Here is a 16,150-nt window from a genome sequence, read left to right on the forward strand (position 1 = left end):
TTTTATAACTCGTTTGCAACAAAAATGTACTATTTTCTTAAACTATTGATTTAACTGGGGGTTAGAAGAAACATGGCTAGAAAAAAAATGAGTAAGAAAAAATTTCGTATTTTGTGGAGTTCGATTTTAAGTGTTTTGTTAGTGATTGCTATCGGTACGAACGTCGCATTAGCTTATTATTCCGAAGTCATAACGTCATATTTTACTAAAATTGACATAACGAGTAGTGAATCGGTTGAAGCTCGTGAATATGCAACAGAAGTTGCAGAAGGTATTGCTGATGAAGGTATTATTCTTTTGCAAAACGAGGAAAACGCTTTACCGCTTCATGAAGGAACAAAAGTTAACGTGTTTGGTTGGAGCTTTACTGCACCGATTTATGGTGGTACTGGTTCCGGTGGTACAGACGCATCAACTGCCATTACACCTAAAGCGGGTTTTGAGGCAGTAGGAATTGAGATCAACGAGGAATTATATAATGCTTATACAGAAACAGGTTTGACAAGACCGGTACTCGGTATTGAAGGTCAAGACTGGACAGTTCCAGAGCCTAAGCCGGAAGAATTCTACACAGAAGAGTTATTAACTCAAGCGAAAGAATTCTCTGACACAGCGGTTCTCTTTATCGCCCGTTCTGGTGGGGAAGGTGCGGATCTTCCACAAAGTTTGTTTGGACCAGATACGTATGACCCAGAAGGTAGCCCACATTCACCGACGGGACAAAAATTTGGTTTTGAAGATGACCAAGATCCAAATAAACATTATCTTGAACTTACGAACAGAGAACTAGGTATGTTAGAAGCTGTAACCGAAAACTTTGAGAATATCATTGTCGTTGTTAACAGTGCAAACACATTTGAACTTGATTGGGTTAATGATTATGACCAAATCAAAGGTGTTGTAAATATCGCAGGACCAGGGCAAAGTGGATTTGGTTCTCTAGGTCAAGTACTTGCTGGTGATTTGAATCCTTCTGGTAAAACAGTAGATATCTTTGCTAAGGACCTTCAGGAGGCACCTGCAGCAACCAATTTTGGTGACTTTGATTACGTTCTAGAAAATGCTGATGGAAGTTTCTCAACAGCAACAGATGCTAAAGGCGTTCCCTTGAAATATGTAGACTTAACAGAAGGAATCTACGTTGGGTATCGTTATTATGAAACGGCTGCCGCGGAAGGCAGTATTGATTATGATGAAAAAATTCTCTATCCATTTGGTCACGGGTTAAGCTACACAACATTTGACCAAGAAGTAGTAGCTGACAGTGTAACATGGAATGAAACAGACATTTCTGTTGATGTAGAGGTTACAAATACAGGGGCTGTCGCAGGTAAAGAAATTGTACAACTTTATTACTCTGCACCGTACACGGGAAAAATCGAAAAAGCATCTGTTAACCTTGCAGCATTCGGAAAAACAGGTGAAATCGGGCCAGGTGAATCAGAGGTTGTTACGGTATCATTTCCAGTAGAAGAAATGGCAGCATACGACCACAACAAATTATTCAGTGCCAATGGTGCATATGTACTTGAAGCAGGCGAATATAACCTGATGTTGATGAGAAACTCTCACGAAAAAATCGCTGATGTAGCATCACAAACACTTTCGGAAGTTGTTTATGACGAAACTGGGCGTTCTTCTGATGAGCAAATTGCTGTTAACCAGTTTGATGAAGAAGTGGCAGGTGAAGGAAGCATTGACACCTATCTTTCTAGAGCTGAAGGCTTTGCAAATCTAGATATAATTAATCAACATGAAACATTTACAGTTATGAATGAAGATGGCAGTACGAGCGAAGTACAAGGTACATTAGTCGATACGGCATTTGTTGATATGGTAAATAGTAAGCGTTATGATGTGCCAGCTGATACACATGAAACTGCACCGATTACTGGTGCGAAAAATGGTTTAGTGTTAGAAGATTTTGTAGGTGTACCTTATGATGACGAAAGCTGGGAACCGTTGCTTGATCAATTAACGGTAGCCGAATTAGTAGATGTCTTTAAACACGGTGGATATAAAACGGCTGAAATTGCATCCGTTCAGAAACCAGTTACTAGGGATTACGATGGTCCATCAGGTATTAGTAATTTCATTTCAAGTACGCCATTCTCAGGTATTCCATTTCCTGCGACAGTGATGCTTGCTTCAACTTGGAACATAGATCTTGCTACTGCAATGGGTGAAGCCATTGGTGCTGAAGCACAATCTTATGGTGTGACTGGTTGGTATGCTCCGGCAGCGAACATACACCGTACGGCGTTTGCTGGAAGAAACTTTGAGTATTACTCTGAAGATCCATTGCTTTCTGGTAAGATGGCAGCTGCAACTATCGAGGCGTATCAAGGTAAAGGTGGATTCGTTGTTATGAAACACTTTGCATTGAATGACCAAGAAGTTAATCGTACGTATGGTGTTTTAACATGGGGCGATGAACAAACGATTCGTGAAATTTACTTGAAACCGTTTGAGATTGCAGTAAAAGAAGGTGGAGCATTAGGAATGATGTCTTCATTTAACAGTATTGGAAACGTATGGGCTGGTGCTGATGAGAGTCTTCTTAAAGAAGTGTTACGTAACGAGTGGGGCTTTAACGGTTTGGTTAACACAGACTTCTTTATCCAAGATTCGTACCCATACATGAATGCTGAACTAGCGGTACGTGCTGGTAACGATATCCTTCTTACAGGTGTTGCACCATTTGGCGCGCCGGAAGTGAATACAGCAAGTAATGATACATTATGGGCGATGAGAGATGCTGCTAAAAACGTACTGTACACGGTAGCAAACACGAGTGCAATCGATGATGGAATGAGCACAGATACACCAAAATGGATTGTCAACACAATTATTATTGATATTCTTGTAGGTTTAGGTATCATTCTAGGTTTCTTCTTTACATTCCGTAATAGCAGGAAAAGAGAGGAAGAACGAGTAGCATAGGTAGCATCAAGAATCTAAGATTGTAAGTCTTGTAAACTTAATGAACAAAATTATATTTTAGCGGTACTCCTGTTAGGAGTGCCGCTGAAATTGCAAATGAGGCATCGACATGAAATACAAAGACATAATAGAAAAAATGACACTAGAAGAAAAAGCATCCTTAATGTCAGGAAAAGATTTCTGGACAACGCAAGAAATTGATAGACTAGGAATTAACAGTATCTTTCTTGCAGATGGACCGCATGGGATCAGAAAACAAGCGGAGGCAGCTGACCATCTAGGTCTGAATGAAAGTATTCCGGCAACTTGTTTTCCACCCGCAGCAACAGTAGCGAATAGCTGGAATGTAGAACTCGGAGAGAAAATTGGACAGTATCTTGGAGAAGAGGCCGTTGCACAGAAAGTAAATGTCTTACTTGGTCCTGGTATTAACATGAAAAGGGATCCTTTGTGTGGAAGAAATTTTGAATATTTTAGTGAAGACCCATATCATGCAGGGAAACTAGCGGCTGGTTATATAAGAGGGATTCAGTCTCATGGAATTTCAGCATGTGTCAAACACTTTGCTGTAAATAACCAAGAGGAAAGACGAATGTCTATTGACACAATTGTGGATGAAAGAGCGTTAAGAGAAATTTACTTAACGGCTTTTGAAATTGCCGTTAAAGAAGGTAAAACAAAGACAGTGATGTCGTCCTATAATATGCTAAATGGCACCTACACAAATGAAAACATTCAATTAATGAGAGAAATTCTTCGTGATGAGTGGAAGTTTGATGGAGTTGTTGTCACGGACTGGGGCGGAAGTAATGACCGTGTTGCAGGATTACAAGCGGGCAACGAGTTAGAAATGCCAACGACAGCTGGAGAAACAAATCAAGAAATTATTCAAGCAATCAAGAGTGGAAAAATTAAAGAAGATGTATTAGATGAATGTGTTAATCGTTTACTTGATTTAATCATTTCAACAGAAGAAGTATATAGCAAGCCGCAGCATACAGAATTTGAACTAGATGAGCACCATAAAGTTGCACTAGAAGTAGCGGAAGAATCGATCGTACTCCTTAAAAATGAAGGAAACGTACTACCGTTAAATAAAGGGATTAAGGTTGCTATAATTGGGGATTTTGCCGAAAATCCAAGATACCAAGGTGCGGGTTCATCCATCGTTAATCCTACTATTTTAGATAATACGTTAGAAAGTTTAGATGGATCTGGATTAGTTAGCATAGGATACGAACCAGGATTTGAACGTTATGGAAGAAAAAGTAGGAAAAAAATAGATCAAGCATGTGCACTAGCGAAAGAAGCTGATGTTGTTCTTTTGTATATTGGTCTAGACGAAGCGACTGAAGCTGAAGGACTTGATAGACAAAACATGAAATTACCGGCTAATCAGATTGAATTATTACATGCTTTGTATGAAGTGAACCCGAATATTGTGGCGGTACTTTCTAGCGGAGCAGCAATCGAAATGCCATGGATCGATAAAGTAAAAGGGTTATTACACGGGTATTTAAGCGGTCAGGCAGGAGCTAAGGCCATTCTTCGAGTTTTGACTGGAGAAGTAAACCCATCTGGAAAATTAGCAGAAACATACCCGATCCGATATGAGGATACACCGGCTTATTACCATTTCCCTGGTAAAGAAGTAAGTGTTGAATATAGAGAAAGCGTGTATATTGGGTACCGTTATTATGATAAAGCGGGCATCGATGTTCGTTTTCCATTTGGATTTGGATTAAGTTATACCGTATTTGAGTACTCAGATATTCAAGTTAGTAAGGCCGGTGTCACGTTCCGATTATCGAATAGAGGCGATGTCGCTGGTATGGAAATTGCACAGATGTATGTAGCTTGTCAATCTGACGCGATTTTCAGACCGATGAAGGAATTAAAAGGATTTACTAAAGTATTTTTGAATCCTGGAGAAACGAAAACAGTAATGATTCCTTTTGATGATAAGACATTCCGTTATTTTAACGTAAAATCAAATCAGTGGGAAATTGAGGAAGCAACCTATGACATTATCATTGGCGCATCAAGTGTGGACATGCGACTAAAGGATTCCATTTTTGTTGAAGGTACAAATGCACCACTTCCTTATGACAAAGAGAAGCTACCTACCTATTATTCTAGTAAAGCTAATAGCGTAAGTGAAGCTGAATTTGAAGCTCTTCTTGGGCGTGAAGTGCCCGTTTCTACTTGGGACAGAACGAAGCCACTAGGTTATAACGATACAATTGCACAGTGCCAGTATGCAAAGGGGGGATTTGCAAGATTTGCTTTTCGTTCTATATCTTTTGCCCATTGGTTCCTAAGAAAAATTGGAAAAAGAGAATTAGCGAACCTCATTATGATGTCCGTGTATCATATGCCATTTAGAGGAGTGGCTAGAATGACGGGTGGCGTGATCAATATGCCTATGCTCGATGGGATTTTAGTGATTGTAAATGGACATTTCTTCAAAGGATTGCGTCACGTAGTAAGAGAAAGAAGTAAAATGTTGAAGATTGCTAAAGACAATAATTAACATAGCTGTGAGTGACAAAGGAGAGGTAAAATGGGTATAGAAAAAGTAACAGAAAAAAAGCCAGTTTCAGGACCTCTTAGGTTCTGGGCAAACTATAAAGAGAAGCATCCTAATATTTCACAATTTCTAGTATTCTTTTTATTGAGTAATGGTATAACTGTGCTACAAATTGTGTTAATGCCATTATTTAAAAGTATATTTGCGCAAACCTCATTAGTAGACACGAGTTTCCGTATCTTGCAGTTTGGGCAAAACTTCGATGGCAGTCCTTATTATGTTTTCGATTATGCAGCAGGTGCATTGTCAGCAGGCGGTGGAGGAGGATTAGCTTACTTCCTTGCCGTACAGATTACGATCGCGATTGCCCAGATTATTAACTTTTTTGCTCAAAGAAGTATTACATTTAAATCGAACAGCAACATTTGGAAGGCTGCTTTCTGGTATTTTATAGCTTATATCTTAATAACGATAGGTGCTGCTGTAGCTCAAGGCTTCTATAAAGCTCCGATTTATGATTTGTTTATGAATACGTGGGGAATGGATTCATTTGGTGAGACTGTAGCAGATGTCATTACGATGATTATCAATAGTGCTATTGCTTTCTGGGTATTCTTCCCAATATTCAAAATAATTTTTAAACAAGAGCCTGAAAAGCAGGACTAGAAAAGGTAGTGTATGTATGAAATTATTATCAGTAGTTATACCTTGTTATAATTCACAAGATTATATGAGTTATTGTATAGAATCCCTATTGCCTGGTGGAGACGATGTAGAAATACTGATAGTGAATGACGGCTCAGTTGATCACACAGCAGCAATTGCTGATGAGTATGCATCTAAGTACCCTAACATGGTTAAGGCCATTCATCAAGAAAATGGTGGACATGGCGAAGCTGTTAATGCTGGAATACGACATGCATCCGGACTGTATTTTAAGGTTGTAGATAGTGATGATTGGGTTGATATTAGGGCATATTTGAAGGTTTTAACAACATTAAGAGAATTAAGTACGGACGATAATATGGTCGATATGGTTATAAGCAATTTTGTTTATGAAAAAGAGGGTGCGAAATACAAAAAAATCATGAAATATGACAATGTCCTTCCACAAGATGTTATTTTTGGTTGGGATGACATTAAGCAATTTCGTAAAGGACAGTATATCTTGATGCACTCTGTTATTTACCGGACACAATTGTTGAAGGATTGTGGCTTAGAGCTTCCAAAGTACACGTTCTATGTCGACAACTTGTATGTCTATGCACCAGTGGAACATGTAAAGAGAATATACTATGTTAATGTTGATTTATATAGGTATTTCATTGGAAGAGAAGATCAATCGGTTCAAGAAAATATCATGATTAAACGTATCGATCAACAGATCAAAGTGAATAAGCTAATGATTGACTGTGTAGATATCGATTCGATTCAAAACGAGAATCTAAGACACTACATGTTACGACATTTGGAGATTGTCACTGTTGTATCATCGATCCTATTAATCCGTTCTGGAACGGCGGAAAACCTTCAGAAGAAAACTGAGTTATGGAAGTATATTAAAGACAAAGATACCCGACTATATCGTAGTTTGAAGTACGGGATTATGGGTAATTTAATTAACCTTCCAGGGAGTGCAGGGCGAAAGGTTTCTGTTGGGGCATATAAAATCTCTCAAAAATTAGTTGGATTTAATTAAGGAGGTTGTTCAAAAAGCGTGGTTTTTCCCTTTTTGAACAACCTCTCAGCAATGAGCCGAGCCTCTGCATGCTTTTAAAGTCGCACGATGAGTTTCTCATCGTGCGACGAGCAGCGCGTGGAGCCATTGTCATGTTTTTGGGGTGCATTTTGAACACGATCTTAAACAACGGACTTAAAAATCTAATATAAAAACAATGAGAATATCATAATGATGTTCTCATTGTTTTTATACAAAATCAGAAAGTATAAAATTTCTAGTGAATCAGAGAAGGTTAGAAAGCTTACTTAAACAAAAGCCTGCTCTGCAGGTTTTGTTCAATGTTGCATGTTTCAATTGAATTGAATTCACTAATCCGGGGAGCTAATTTGAGGTTTTCTGTTTTTATTATGGATATTAGGTGTTTAATTCTGTTAATATATGGGTGGATTAGAAAAGACCAAATGAATTATAAGTATTAGAAAATAGATAGAATCTATTGTAAAATAGCTCTATGGTGAAGTAAATAGCAAAATAAAAAAGGCTTTCGGAAGTATCTCTCTTGTGGAGTGCCGCTGAAATTTAAATGAGGAATTGAAATGAAATTTCAAGAATTAATTGCACAAATGACGTTAGAAGAAAAAGCATCTTTGATGTCAGGAAAAGATTTTTGGCAAACAAAGGATATAAAGCGTCTTGGAATTAATAGTATGTTTCTTGCTGATGGCCCGCACGGAATTAGAAGGCAAGAGGTAGCAGCGGACCAATTAGGATTAAATGCCGGTATACCAGCGACATGTTATCCAACAGCGTCTACAGTAGCCAATAGCTGGAATACTGAATTAGGTGAAAAGGTTGGAGATTATCTTGGTGAAGAGGCCATTTCCCAAAGAGTAAATGTTTTACTTGGACCAGGAATTAATATGAAAAGAAACCCATTATGTGGACGGAATTTCGAGTATTTTAGTGAAGATCCTTACCATGCAGGGAAAATGGCTGCTAGTTATATCAAAGGAATTCAATCTCATGGGGTATCTGCTTGTGTAAAGCATTTTGCAGTGAACAATCAGGAAGAAAGACGAATGTCTATTGATACGATAGTTGATGAGAGAACGCTGAGAGAAATCTACTTAACCGCTTTTGAAATAGCAGTTAAGGAAGGAAAAACAAAAACGATTATGTCTTCCTACAATAGATTAAATGGTGTTTATACGAATGAGAACCAGCATTTAATGAAAGATATTCTTCGAAATGAGTGGAATTACAGTGGGGTTGTTGTTACCGACTGGGGAGGAAGTAATGATCGAATAGCAGGTTTGATCGCAGGAAATGAACTTGAAATGCCAACCACAGCAGGTCAAACGGATCAAGAAATTATTGAAGCGGTAAAATCAGGAAAAATTAAAGAAGAACTACTTGATGAAAGTGTAGATAGACTACTTGATTTAATTTTTTCAACTAGTGAAGTATTTGAAAGACCGGGAAAAAAGGAATTTGATATCGAGAAACATCATAGAGTAGCTCAAAAAGTAGCGGAAGAATCGATTGCCCTTCTCAAGAATGAGGACAATTTATTACCTCTTAAATTCGGTAAAAAGGTCGCCGTTATTGGTGATTTTGCGAAGGATGCACGGTATCAAGGGGCGGGTTCTTCCATTGTAAATCCTACAATACTTGACCATACAATGGATTGTTTTGAGGAATCAGGTATTGTTAGTATTGGATATGAGCAGGGCTTTGACCGATATGGAAAGAAAAATAAAGAACTAATCACTAGGGCGTGTTCACTTGCTGAAAAAGCAGACGTTGTATTTCTTTACATTGGTTTAGATGAAGTAACAGAGGCTGAAGGTTTGGACAGACAAAGTATGAAGATACCCCCTAACCAGATTGCTTTGTTAAATGCTTTATATGAAGTGAACCAAAACATCGTTGCTATCCTTTCCTGTGGTTCTGCAGTCGAAATGCCATGGATCGATAAAGTGAAAGGCTTACTGCATGGATACCTAGGTGGACAAGCGGGGGCGCGGGCTATTCTTAGAGTTCTCTCGGGTGATGTGAATCCTTCAGGTAAATTGTCTGAGACGTATCTGCTCCGCTATGAGGATACACCTTCCTACTGTAACTTTCCTGGTAACGAAGCAAGCGTGGAATATAGAGAGGCGATATATATAGGCTATCGTTATTATGATTCGGCGGATGTAGATGTCCTCTTCCCGTTTGGTTATGGACTTAGCTACACCACTTTTGAATATTCTAATATACGTGTTGATAAAGATGGAGTAACATTTAAATTGACTAATACTGGACATGTTGCAGGCATGGAGATTGCTCAGTTGTACGTTGGTTGTAAATCTGACGCTATCTTCCGTGCTAAGAAGGAATTAAAAGGGTTTGATAAGATATTTATAAATGCAGGCGAAACAAAAACAGTGGCTATCCCGTTTGATGATAAGACTTTTCGCTATTTTAATGTAAAAACCAATCAATGGGAAATTGAAGAAGCAGAATATGAAATCATGATTGGTGCATCGATCGCTGATATTCGTTTGAAGGAGACGATTTTTGTTGAAGGAACAGGGGCTCCACTCCCGTATAATAAAGAATTGTTGCCTTCCTATTATTCGGCAAAAGCAAACAATGTGACCCAAGATGAATTTGAGGCTTTAATTGAAAGAAAAGTACCAGTAGCGACTTGGGATCGAAGTAAGCCACTTGGGTACACTGACACGATTGAACAGTGTCAATATGCTAAGGGGTTATTTGGGCGACTGATGTATTACTCCGTTGTTTTTGTCCATTGGTTTCTGTGGAAGGTAGGCAGAAGAAGTACGGCAAACCTTATTATGATGTCCATCTATCATATGCCGTTTAGAGGAATTGCGAGATTAACAGGCGGAATTGTGAATATGCCAATGTTAGATGGGATATTAATGATGGTAAATGGACATTTCTTTAAAGGGTTAAGTCATGTGTTTAAGGAAAGAAAGAAGAAAGTAAAGTTGGCAAAGTTCCACTCATAGTTGGGCATTGACTCAAGCCATTTTGATGATGAAGCATCAAAACGGCTTGTTTTTTTATCCAGTAAACAATTAGTTTATCCTCCGAACGGTTAGTTGATGGTTAAGTCCGAGAATTGCTGTAGAATAAAACATATAGAATGATCGTGATAAAGGGAAAGAATAGGGGCCATAAATCGATGAAAAAACAAGCTTTTAATCCATTTTTACCAAGTTACGAGTATATTCCGGATGGTGAACCTTATGTATTTGGAGATCGATTATATGTCTACGGTTCTCATGATAGGTTTAACGGAAAGCTATTTTGTATGAATGATTATGTTTGTTGGTCTGCTCCAATTGGTGATTTAACGGATTGGACATACGAAGGGGTTATCTATAGAAAGGTACAGGATCCTAAAAATCGAATAGGGCTTTATCAAATGTTTGCTCCGGATGTCACAAAAGGAGTAGATGGAAGGTATTATTTATATTATACACTTGGCTTCCGAAGTATAATGGCTATTGCTGTTTGTGATAAGCCGAATGGAGCATTTGAGTTTTATGGTTATATCAGTCTACCAAATGGAGAACTTTTATGGAATAAAAAAGGGGATCCGTATTTGTTTGATCCAGGTGTCTTTGGTGACGATGATGGAAAGGTCTACTTGTATTCAGGGTTTGCACCAAAGAAAGGGGTTCCTAGCATTCTTACTGACTTTAAAAGGAGAACCTTTAGAGGGGGCTACGTCATCGAGTTAGAACCTGATATGAAGACAGTGAAAGGGGAGCCAAAACTGGTTTTTCCTAAAGTAGGTGAATCGGAAGGAACTGGTTTTGAAGGACATGAATTCTTTGAAGCCTGCTCTATGAGAAAAATAGAAAATACGTATTACTTTATCTATTCCTCGATAAATGGACATGAATTATGTTATGCAACGAGCAAAAGTCCTGTTGGGGGATTCGAGTATGGCGGAACGATAATTAGCAATGGCGATTTATTTATTAATGGTTTTTCAGAGGATAATAAGGCTTATAATTATATAGGGAATAACCATGGCAGTATTGTTTGTATTAAAGAGCAATGGTATGTGTTCTACCACAGACAAACGAACAGACATCATTTCTCTAGACAAGCACTTGCGGAACCGATTGAAATAAAAGAAGATGGTACGATCGCACAGGTGGAAATGACGAGTTGCGGGTTGAACAATGGTCCTCTATCTGGAAATGGAGAGTATGAGGCACGAATTGCATGCCACCTCATGTCAGAAAAAGGGGCAGGAAGATATGGGACATATCTCGGGAATATAAGATTTAAGAACCATCCCTATTTTACACAAACGGGTAAGGACAGAGAACATAATCCGACACAATATATAGCCAACATGAAAGATGGAGCTGTTGCTGGTTATAAATATTTTATGATCAAGGATGTAAAGGGAATGGCTGTACAAGTTAACGCCACAGGTATTGGTGAAATGCTGGTGTCAACCGAACTCAATTCCGAACCCATTGCAAGAATCCCAATTACGAAAACCAAAGGTTATACCTATTTTCAAACGCGAGTGACTATCCAAAATGGCAAACAAGCATTATATTTCACTTATAGAGGGTCTGGTAAGATAGATTTTAAGTCGTTTATTTTAAAATAATATTTGTGGATAAGCAATAATAAGCCAAGTGCCAGCCTCTCAGTCGGGTAATACGTTATGGTAATGAGAATCAAGCACCTTTTCTCGAGTGTGCGGCAGAGGTGAAATATTGAATCACAGTTGCCTATTAGTAGGTTTATTATCAGGGATTTGTATTGATTTTATCCATTTAAGATGCCAAGGAAAAGGCGACGTGTATCATGCGATGAAGATTTTGAAGAAGCAGGGGTCACTGGCTTAAGTATTGAACATCCGCTTGCAGTTCTAGTCTGTGAGCGTTTTTTTATTGCTCAATATGGATACAGATGGAATATTAGTAGGTATAATAGAAATATTAGTAATTAGATTTAAAAGAATTGGAGGAATGAAATATGGGCTTTTTAGATGGTTTTATGGGAAATGCTTCAGAAATTAATATTAATGAGGTAAAAAAAGAATTTGAAAAAGTATTAACGAGTGGAGAAACTGTGGATAAGGCTTATAAGTTAATTAGAGATATGTTTATTTTTACAAACAAAAGATTGTTACTTGTTGATAAGCAAGGTTTGACAGGGAAGAAAATAGAACTCCATTCAATTCCCTATAAAAATATTACTCATTTTAGCATCGAAACTGCGGGTAACTTTGATTTAGATGCAGAGTTAAAAATTTGGATTTCGGGTAGTTCAACACCTATCCAAAAACAATTTAATAAAAGTTTAAATATATATGAACTTCAAAGTGTATTAGCCGAATATGTACTATAGTATTAAAACAGGTGAATGTATTAATAAACTTGATTAGGAACCAATAGCTACAAGCATTTTTCGAAGATGGAACATTCAGTCTGGTAGTGCTCGAGTAAAGGCAGTAAATAAATGACCGAGAGTTAATTAGAGTATGAGGGTGTTTGAAGAGGATGACTTCAAACACTCTCTATTTTTATGGAACGAATTTAAGGATCTTAATAACTTGTGGATTTATGCATTAACTTCTTAGATGTACTATAAAAAGTGTTGCTTTTTCATAGAAATCTAACATTTTTTATAATTAACCTTACTTTTCTTTATTTTAATGAAAGTGCTTACATAATAAAATAAGAGTAACTTGTTAGAGAGGGGATATTATATTGAGAAAATTTACACTATTCGCATTTATCGTTTCGTTCATGCTGTTGTTTGTTGGATGTAGTTCGCAATCGGAGGAAACGGGTTCTTCTTCTGAAAAACCACAAGAATCACAAGGTGAGAGCGAGGAAACAATTGAATTACGTATGGCTTGGTGGGGAGGTCAAGAAAGACATGACCGTACTCTGAAGGTTGTTGAATTATATGAAGAAAAGAATCCGAACGTTAAAATCGTAACAGAGTATTCAGGTTTTGATGGATATTTTGATAAATTATCAACACAAATTGCTGCTGGAAATGCGCCTGACATTGTTCAGTATGGAGGCAATCTAAATGATTTTGTTAACAAAGGAGTCGTTTTGCCACTAGATGACTATGTAGGAAATGAGTTAGAGCTTAGTAAGCATGACCAGAGTATGGTTGATGCCGCTACATTTGATGGTGAATTTTTTGGTGTCACACTTGGAACAAATGCAAGAGGTGTCCTACTTAATAAAACATTATTTGAACAAGCAAATGTAGCTTTACCTAGCGAGGAATGGACATGGGAAGAGTTTAAAGAAACTGCTAATCAGCTTTCTGCTAATTTAGAGGGGACTTACGGCACAGCAGATTTTCAAGAGGATGGATTTGGAACATTTTTAGCACAGAAAGATAAATACACCTATTTGAACGGAGAAGTGGGATTCGAAGCTGAAGATGTGAAAAACTGGTTTCAACTTTGGAAGGATTTAAGAGAAAGTGGCGGTGCTGCAATCGCTGAAGTTCAAGTTTCTGCTACACAAACCCCTGAACAATCCTTGATTGTCCAACGGAAAGTTGCTATGGAAGCTATAGCAAGTAATCAACTTGGTGCATATTTAAATGCAACTGAAGACGAATTTGTATTGTATATTAACCCCTACGACAGTGAAACAGGAAAGAATGGAGTTGGGTTAAGACCAAGTCAATTTTTAGCAGGTTCGGCAAATACATCACATCCCGAAGAAGTAGCAAAATTCTTAAACTTTTTTGTTAATGATTTAGAAGCTACGGCTATTTTAGGTAATGATAGAGGTGCGCCAGTCAATTCAGACGTACGAGCATCTTTAATCGATTCTGGTGATGAAGTGGACCAAGCGATTTTTGCTTATATTGATTGGGTCAGTAATACATCAGATGCTCCCTATATTCCTAATCTACCAGGATACAATGAAAATACGCAACTCTTTACAGAAACAAGCGAACGTATTTCATTTGACCAAGCAACCGTAGAGGATGCGTCAGAAGCATATTTCAAAGAGTTATTAGATAATATTGAAAAGTACTCTGAGTAATTATTTCAATGAAAGGAAGTGACTCGCGATAGCCATTAAGCGGGTCACTTTTTCTTAGATAACAGTAGGAGGGGTGGACGTGGAAAACTATACGGAAAAAGAAAGCTCGATTATCAATGTAAAACCTAACCAAACTAAGAATAAAAGAGCTAGAAAGAATAGTATCATTGCCTATATATTTTTACTACCCTGGTTATTTGGATTTTTCGGCTTAGTGTTAGGGCCAATGATTAGTTCACTATATTTATCATTTACCCGTTTTGATTTAATGAACCCACCTAAATGGATTGGTTTATTAAACTATCAGCAAATGTTTCAGGACCATCGTTTTTGGGATGCTGTTAAGGTTACATTAACATTTGTTTTAATCGCAGTACCTACACAACTAATAGCAGCCCTCCTCGTTGCCATTCTGTTAAACAGAGGAATGAGAGGAATCGGAATTTACCGAACGGTCTATTATTTACCTTCATTATTAGGGGGAAGCGTTGCCATCGCCCTACTATGGAAAAATTTATTTGGTATTGATGGCTTAGTAAATCAAGTTTTGGTCTTTTTTAATATTGCTGGAAAAGGCTGGGTATCCCATCCGGATTACGCATTAAATACACTGATTATCTTAGCTACTTGGCAGTTTGGTGCTTCAATGGTTATTTTTTTAGCGGGATTAAAGCAAATACCAACCGAGTTATATGAAGCTGCTTCTGTTGATGGTGCAAGCAATACAAGAAAATTCTTTAAAATCACATTACCTCTTTTAACTCCGGTTATTTTCTTTAATTTGGTTATTGAGTTAATTAAATCAATTCAAGTGTTTACCTCTTCATACATCGTTAGTGAAGGGACAGGAGGACCAGTTAATTCAACTCTATTCTACACGCTCTACCTTTATCAAAAAGGGTTTTCGCATTTTGAAATGGGCTATGCTTCAGCAATGGCCTGGGTACTCGTTATCGTATTAGGTACCATGACAGCGATATTATTCGTTTCATCAAAATATTGGGTCTACTATGAAGATGGGGGGAAATTATAAATGAACAAGCAAACACCACTTAAAAGAATCTTTACTCACCTATTTATTATTTCCTTAGGAATTCTCATGCTGTACCCAGTGTTATGGATGATTTCAAGCTCAATCAAACCCGAATATCTAATTTTTTCGTCACCAGGTCTATGGCCTAGTGAAATTACATTTGAGAACTATACAAAAGGTTGGAATGTTGTTCGTGATATTACTTTTGGTTCCTTCTTTAAAAATTCATTTTTAATTAGTACCATTAGCGTGGTTGCCAATCTGGTAACTTGTTCGATGGCTGCCTATGCCTTTGCGAGGCTGAAGTTTCCATTAAAGAAACTATGGTTTGCTTGCATGCTCATGACGATCATGCTCCCAGCACATGTCACGTTAGTTCCTCAGTATACAATCTTTCATTATTTAAATTGGATTAATACCATTTTACCTTTAACGGTACCGAAGTTATTAGCGACGGATGCTTTTTTTATCTTTTTAATGATTCAATTTTTCCGAGCCATTCCTAAAGAATTGGATGAAAGCGCAACGATGGATGGTTGTGGTATTGTACAAATTTATGCACGAATTATTATGCCATTAGCTGTTCCTGTCTTAATTACAACGGCTATCTTTACATTTATTTGGACATGGGATGACTTCTTTAGTCAAATATTGTATTTAAATACTGTTGATAAATTCACGGTACCGTTAGGATTACGGTTATTTCTGGATTCACAGGGGGATTCCTCGTGGGGATCAGTGTTTGCCATGTCAGTCCTTTCTTTAATGCCAATTGCAACGGTTTTCTTTATCTTTCAAAAGTATATTGTTGAGGGGATTGCTACTACAGGATTAAAAGGGTAAAATTCTAACAATGTTTTCCTTCATCAAATATATTCAAAGAAAGGCCA

The 16,150-nt window shown here is 37.6% G+C and carries 10 protein-coding genes; all 10 read left to right on the top strand.

Features of this window, described 5'->3' with window-relative positions; genetic code table 11:
* The first annotated feature begins 72 nt into the window (after window positions 1–72).
* Window positions 73–2,943 carry a glycoside hydrolase family 3 N-terminal domain-containing protein gene (locus CEF19_RS13270; RefSeq protein ID WP_100406486.1) on the top strand — a complete coding sequence of 957 codons (2,871 nt, stop codon included), beginning with the start codon at window positions 73–75 and terminating at the stop codon, window positions 2,941–2,943.
* 109 nt (window positions 2,944–3,052) lie between these two features.
* Window positions 3,053–5,476: a beta-glucosidase gene (locus tag CEF19_RS13275; protein ID WP_100406487.1), complete on the top strand. Its 2,424-nt coding sequence runs from the start codon at window positions 3,053–3,055 to the stop codon at window positions 5,474–5,476.
* Between the two features lie 30 nt (window positions 5,477–5,506).
* Window positions 5,507–6,139: a hypothetical protein gene (locus tag CEF19_RS13280; protein ID WP_100406488.1), complete on the top strand. Its 633-nt coding sequence runs from the start codon at window positions 5,507–5,509 to the stop codon at window positions 6,137–6,139.
* A 16-nt stretch (window positions 6,140–6,155) separates the two neighbouring features.
* Window positions 6,156–7,172, top strand: a complete 1,017-nt coding sequence (locus CEF19_RS13285; RefSeq protein ID WP_100406489.1) for a glycosyltransferase family 2 protein — start codon at window positions 6,156–6,158, stop codon at window positions 7,170–7,172.
* A 578-nt stretch (window positions 7,173–7,750) separates the two neighbouring features.
* Window positions 7,751–10,174 (top strand): beta-glucosidase family protein, encoded by a 2,424-nt coding sequence (locus CEF19_RS13290; protein WP_100406490.1) that lies wholly within the window; start codon window positions 7,751–7,753, stop codon window positions 10,172–10,174.
* Window positions 10,175–10,350: 176 nt separating this feature from the next.
* Entirely contained in the window at window positions 10,351–11,805 is a 1,455-nt protein-coding gene (locus CEF19_RS13295) for a family 43 glycosylhydrolase (protein ID WP_100406491.1), read from the top strand.
* A gap of 371 nt (window positions 11,806–12,176) precedes the next feature.
* Complete coding sequence (locus tag CEF19_RS13300) at window positions 12,177–12,551, top strand: PH domain-containing protein (protein WP_100406492.1); 375 nt, start codon at window positions 12,177–12,179, stop codon at window positions 12,549–12,551.
* A gap of 362 nt (window positions 12,552–12,913) precedes the next feature.
* Entirely contained in the window at window positions 12,914–14,227 is a 1,314-nt protein-coding gene (locus tag CEF19_RS13305) for an ABC transporter substrate-binding protein (RefSeq protein WP_100406493.1), read from the top strand.
* A 109-nt stretch (window positions 14,228–14,336) separates the two neighbouring features.
* Entirely contained in the window at window positions 14,337–15,260 is a 924-nt protein-coding gene (locus tag CEF19_RS13310) for a carbohydrate ABC transporter permease (RefSeq protein WP_227522097.1), read from the top strand.
* On the top strand, window positions 15,261–16,103 hold the full coding sequence (locus tag CEF19_RS13315; protein WP_100406494.1) for a carbohydrate ABC transporter permease: 843 nt from the start codon (window positions 15,261–15,263) through the stop codon (window positions 16,101–16,103). It begins immediately after the preceding gene.
* Window positions 16,104–16,150 lie beyond the last annotated feature (47 nt).

The sequence above is a fragment of the Bacillus solitudinis genome, from assembly GCF_002797395.1.
In the GTDB taxonomy this organism is placed as follows: domain Bacteria; phylum Bacillota; class Bacilli; order Bacillales; family Bacillaceae_D; genus Halalkalibacter_A; species Halalkalibacter_A solitudinis.

Coding starts and splice junctions, on each gene's coding strand:
- CEF19_RS13300 (WP_100406492.1), top strand. CDS start 12,177: ATGGGCTTTTTAGATGGTTTTATGGGAAATGCTTCAGAAATTAATATT.
- CEF19_RS13280 (WP_100406488.1), top strand. CDS start 5,507: ATGGGTATAGAAAAAGTAACAGAAAAAAAGCCAGTTTCAGGACCTCTT.
- CEF19_RS13315 (WP_100406494.1), top strand. CDS start 15,261: ATGAACAAGCAAACACCACTTAAAAGAATCTTTACTCACCTATTTATT.
- CEF19_RS13285 (WP_100406489.1), top strand. CDS start 6,156: ATGAAATTATTATCAGTAGTTATACCTTGTTATAATTCACAAGATTAT.
- CEF19_RS13295 (WP_100406491.1), top strand. CDS start 10,351: ATGAAAAAACAAGCTTTTAATCCATTTTTACCAAGTTACGAGTATATT.
- CEF19_RS13275 (WP_100406487.1), top strand. CDS start 3,053: ATGAAATACAAAGACATAATAGAAAAAATGACACTAGAAGAAAAAGCA.
- CEF19_RS13270 (WP_100406486.1), top strand. CDS start 73: ATGGCTAGAAAAAAAATGAGTAAGAAAAAATTTCGTATTTTGTGGAGT.
- CEF19_RS13290 (WP_100406490.1), top strand. CDS start 7,751: ATGAAATTTCAAGAATTAATTGCACAAATGACGTTAGAAGAAAAAGCA.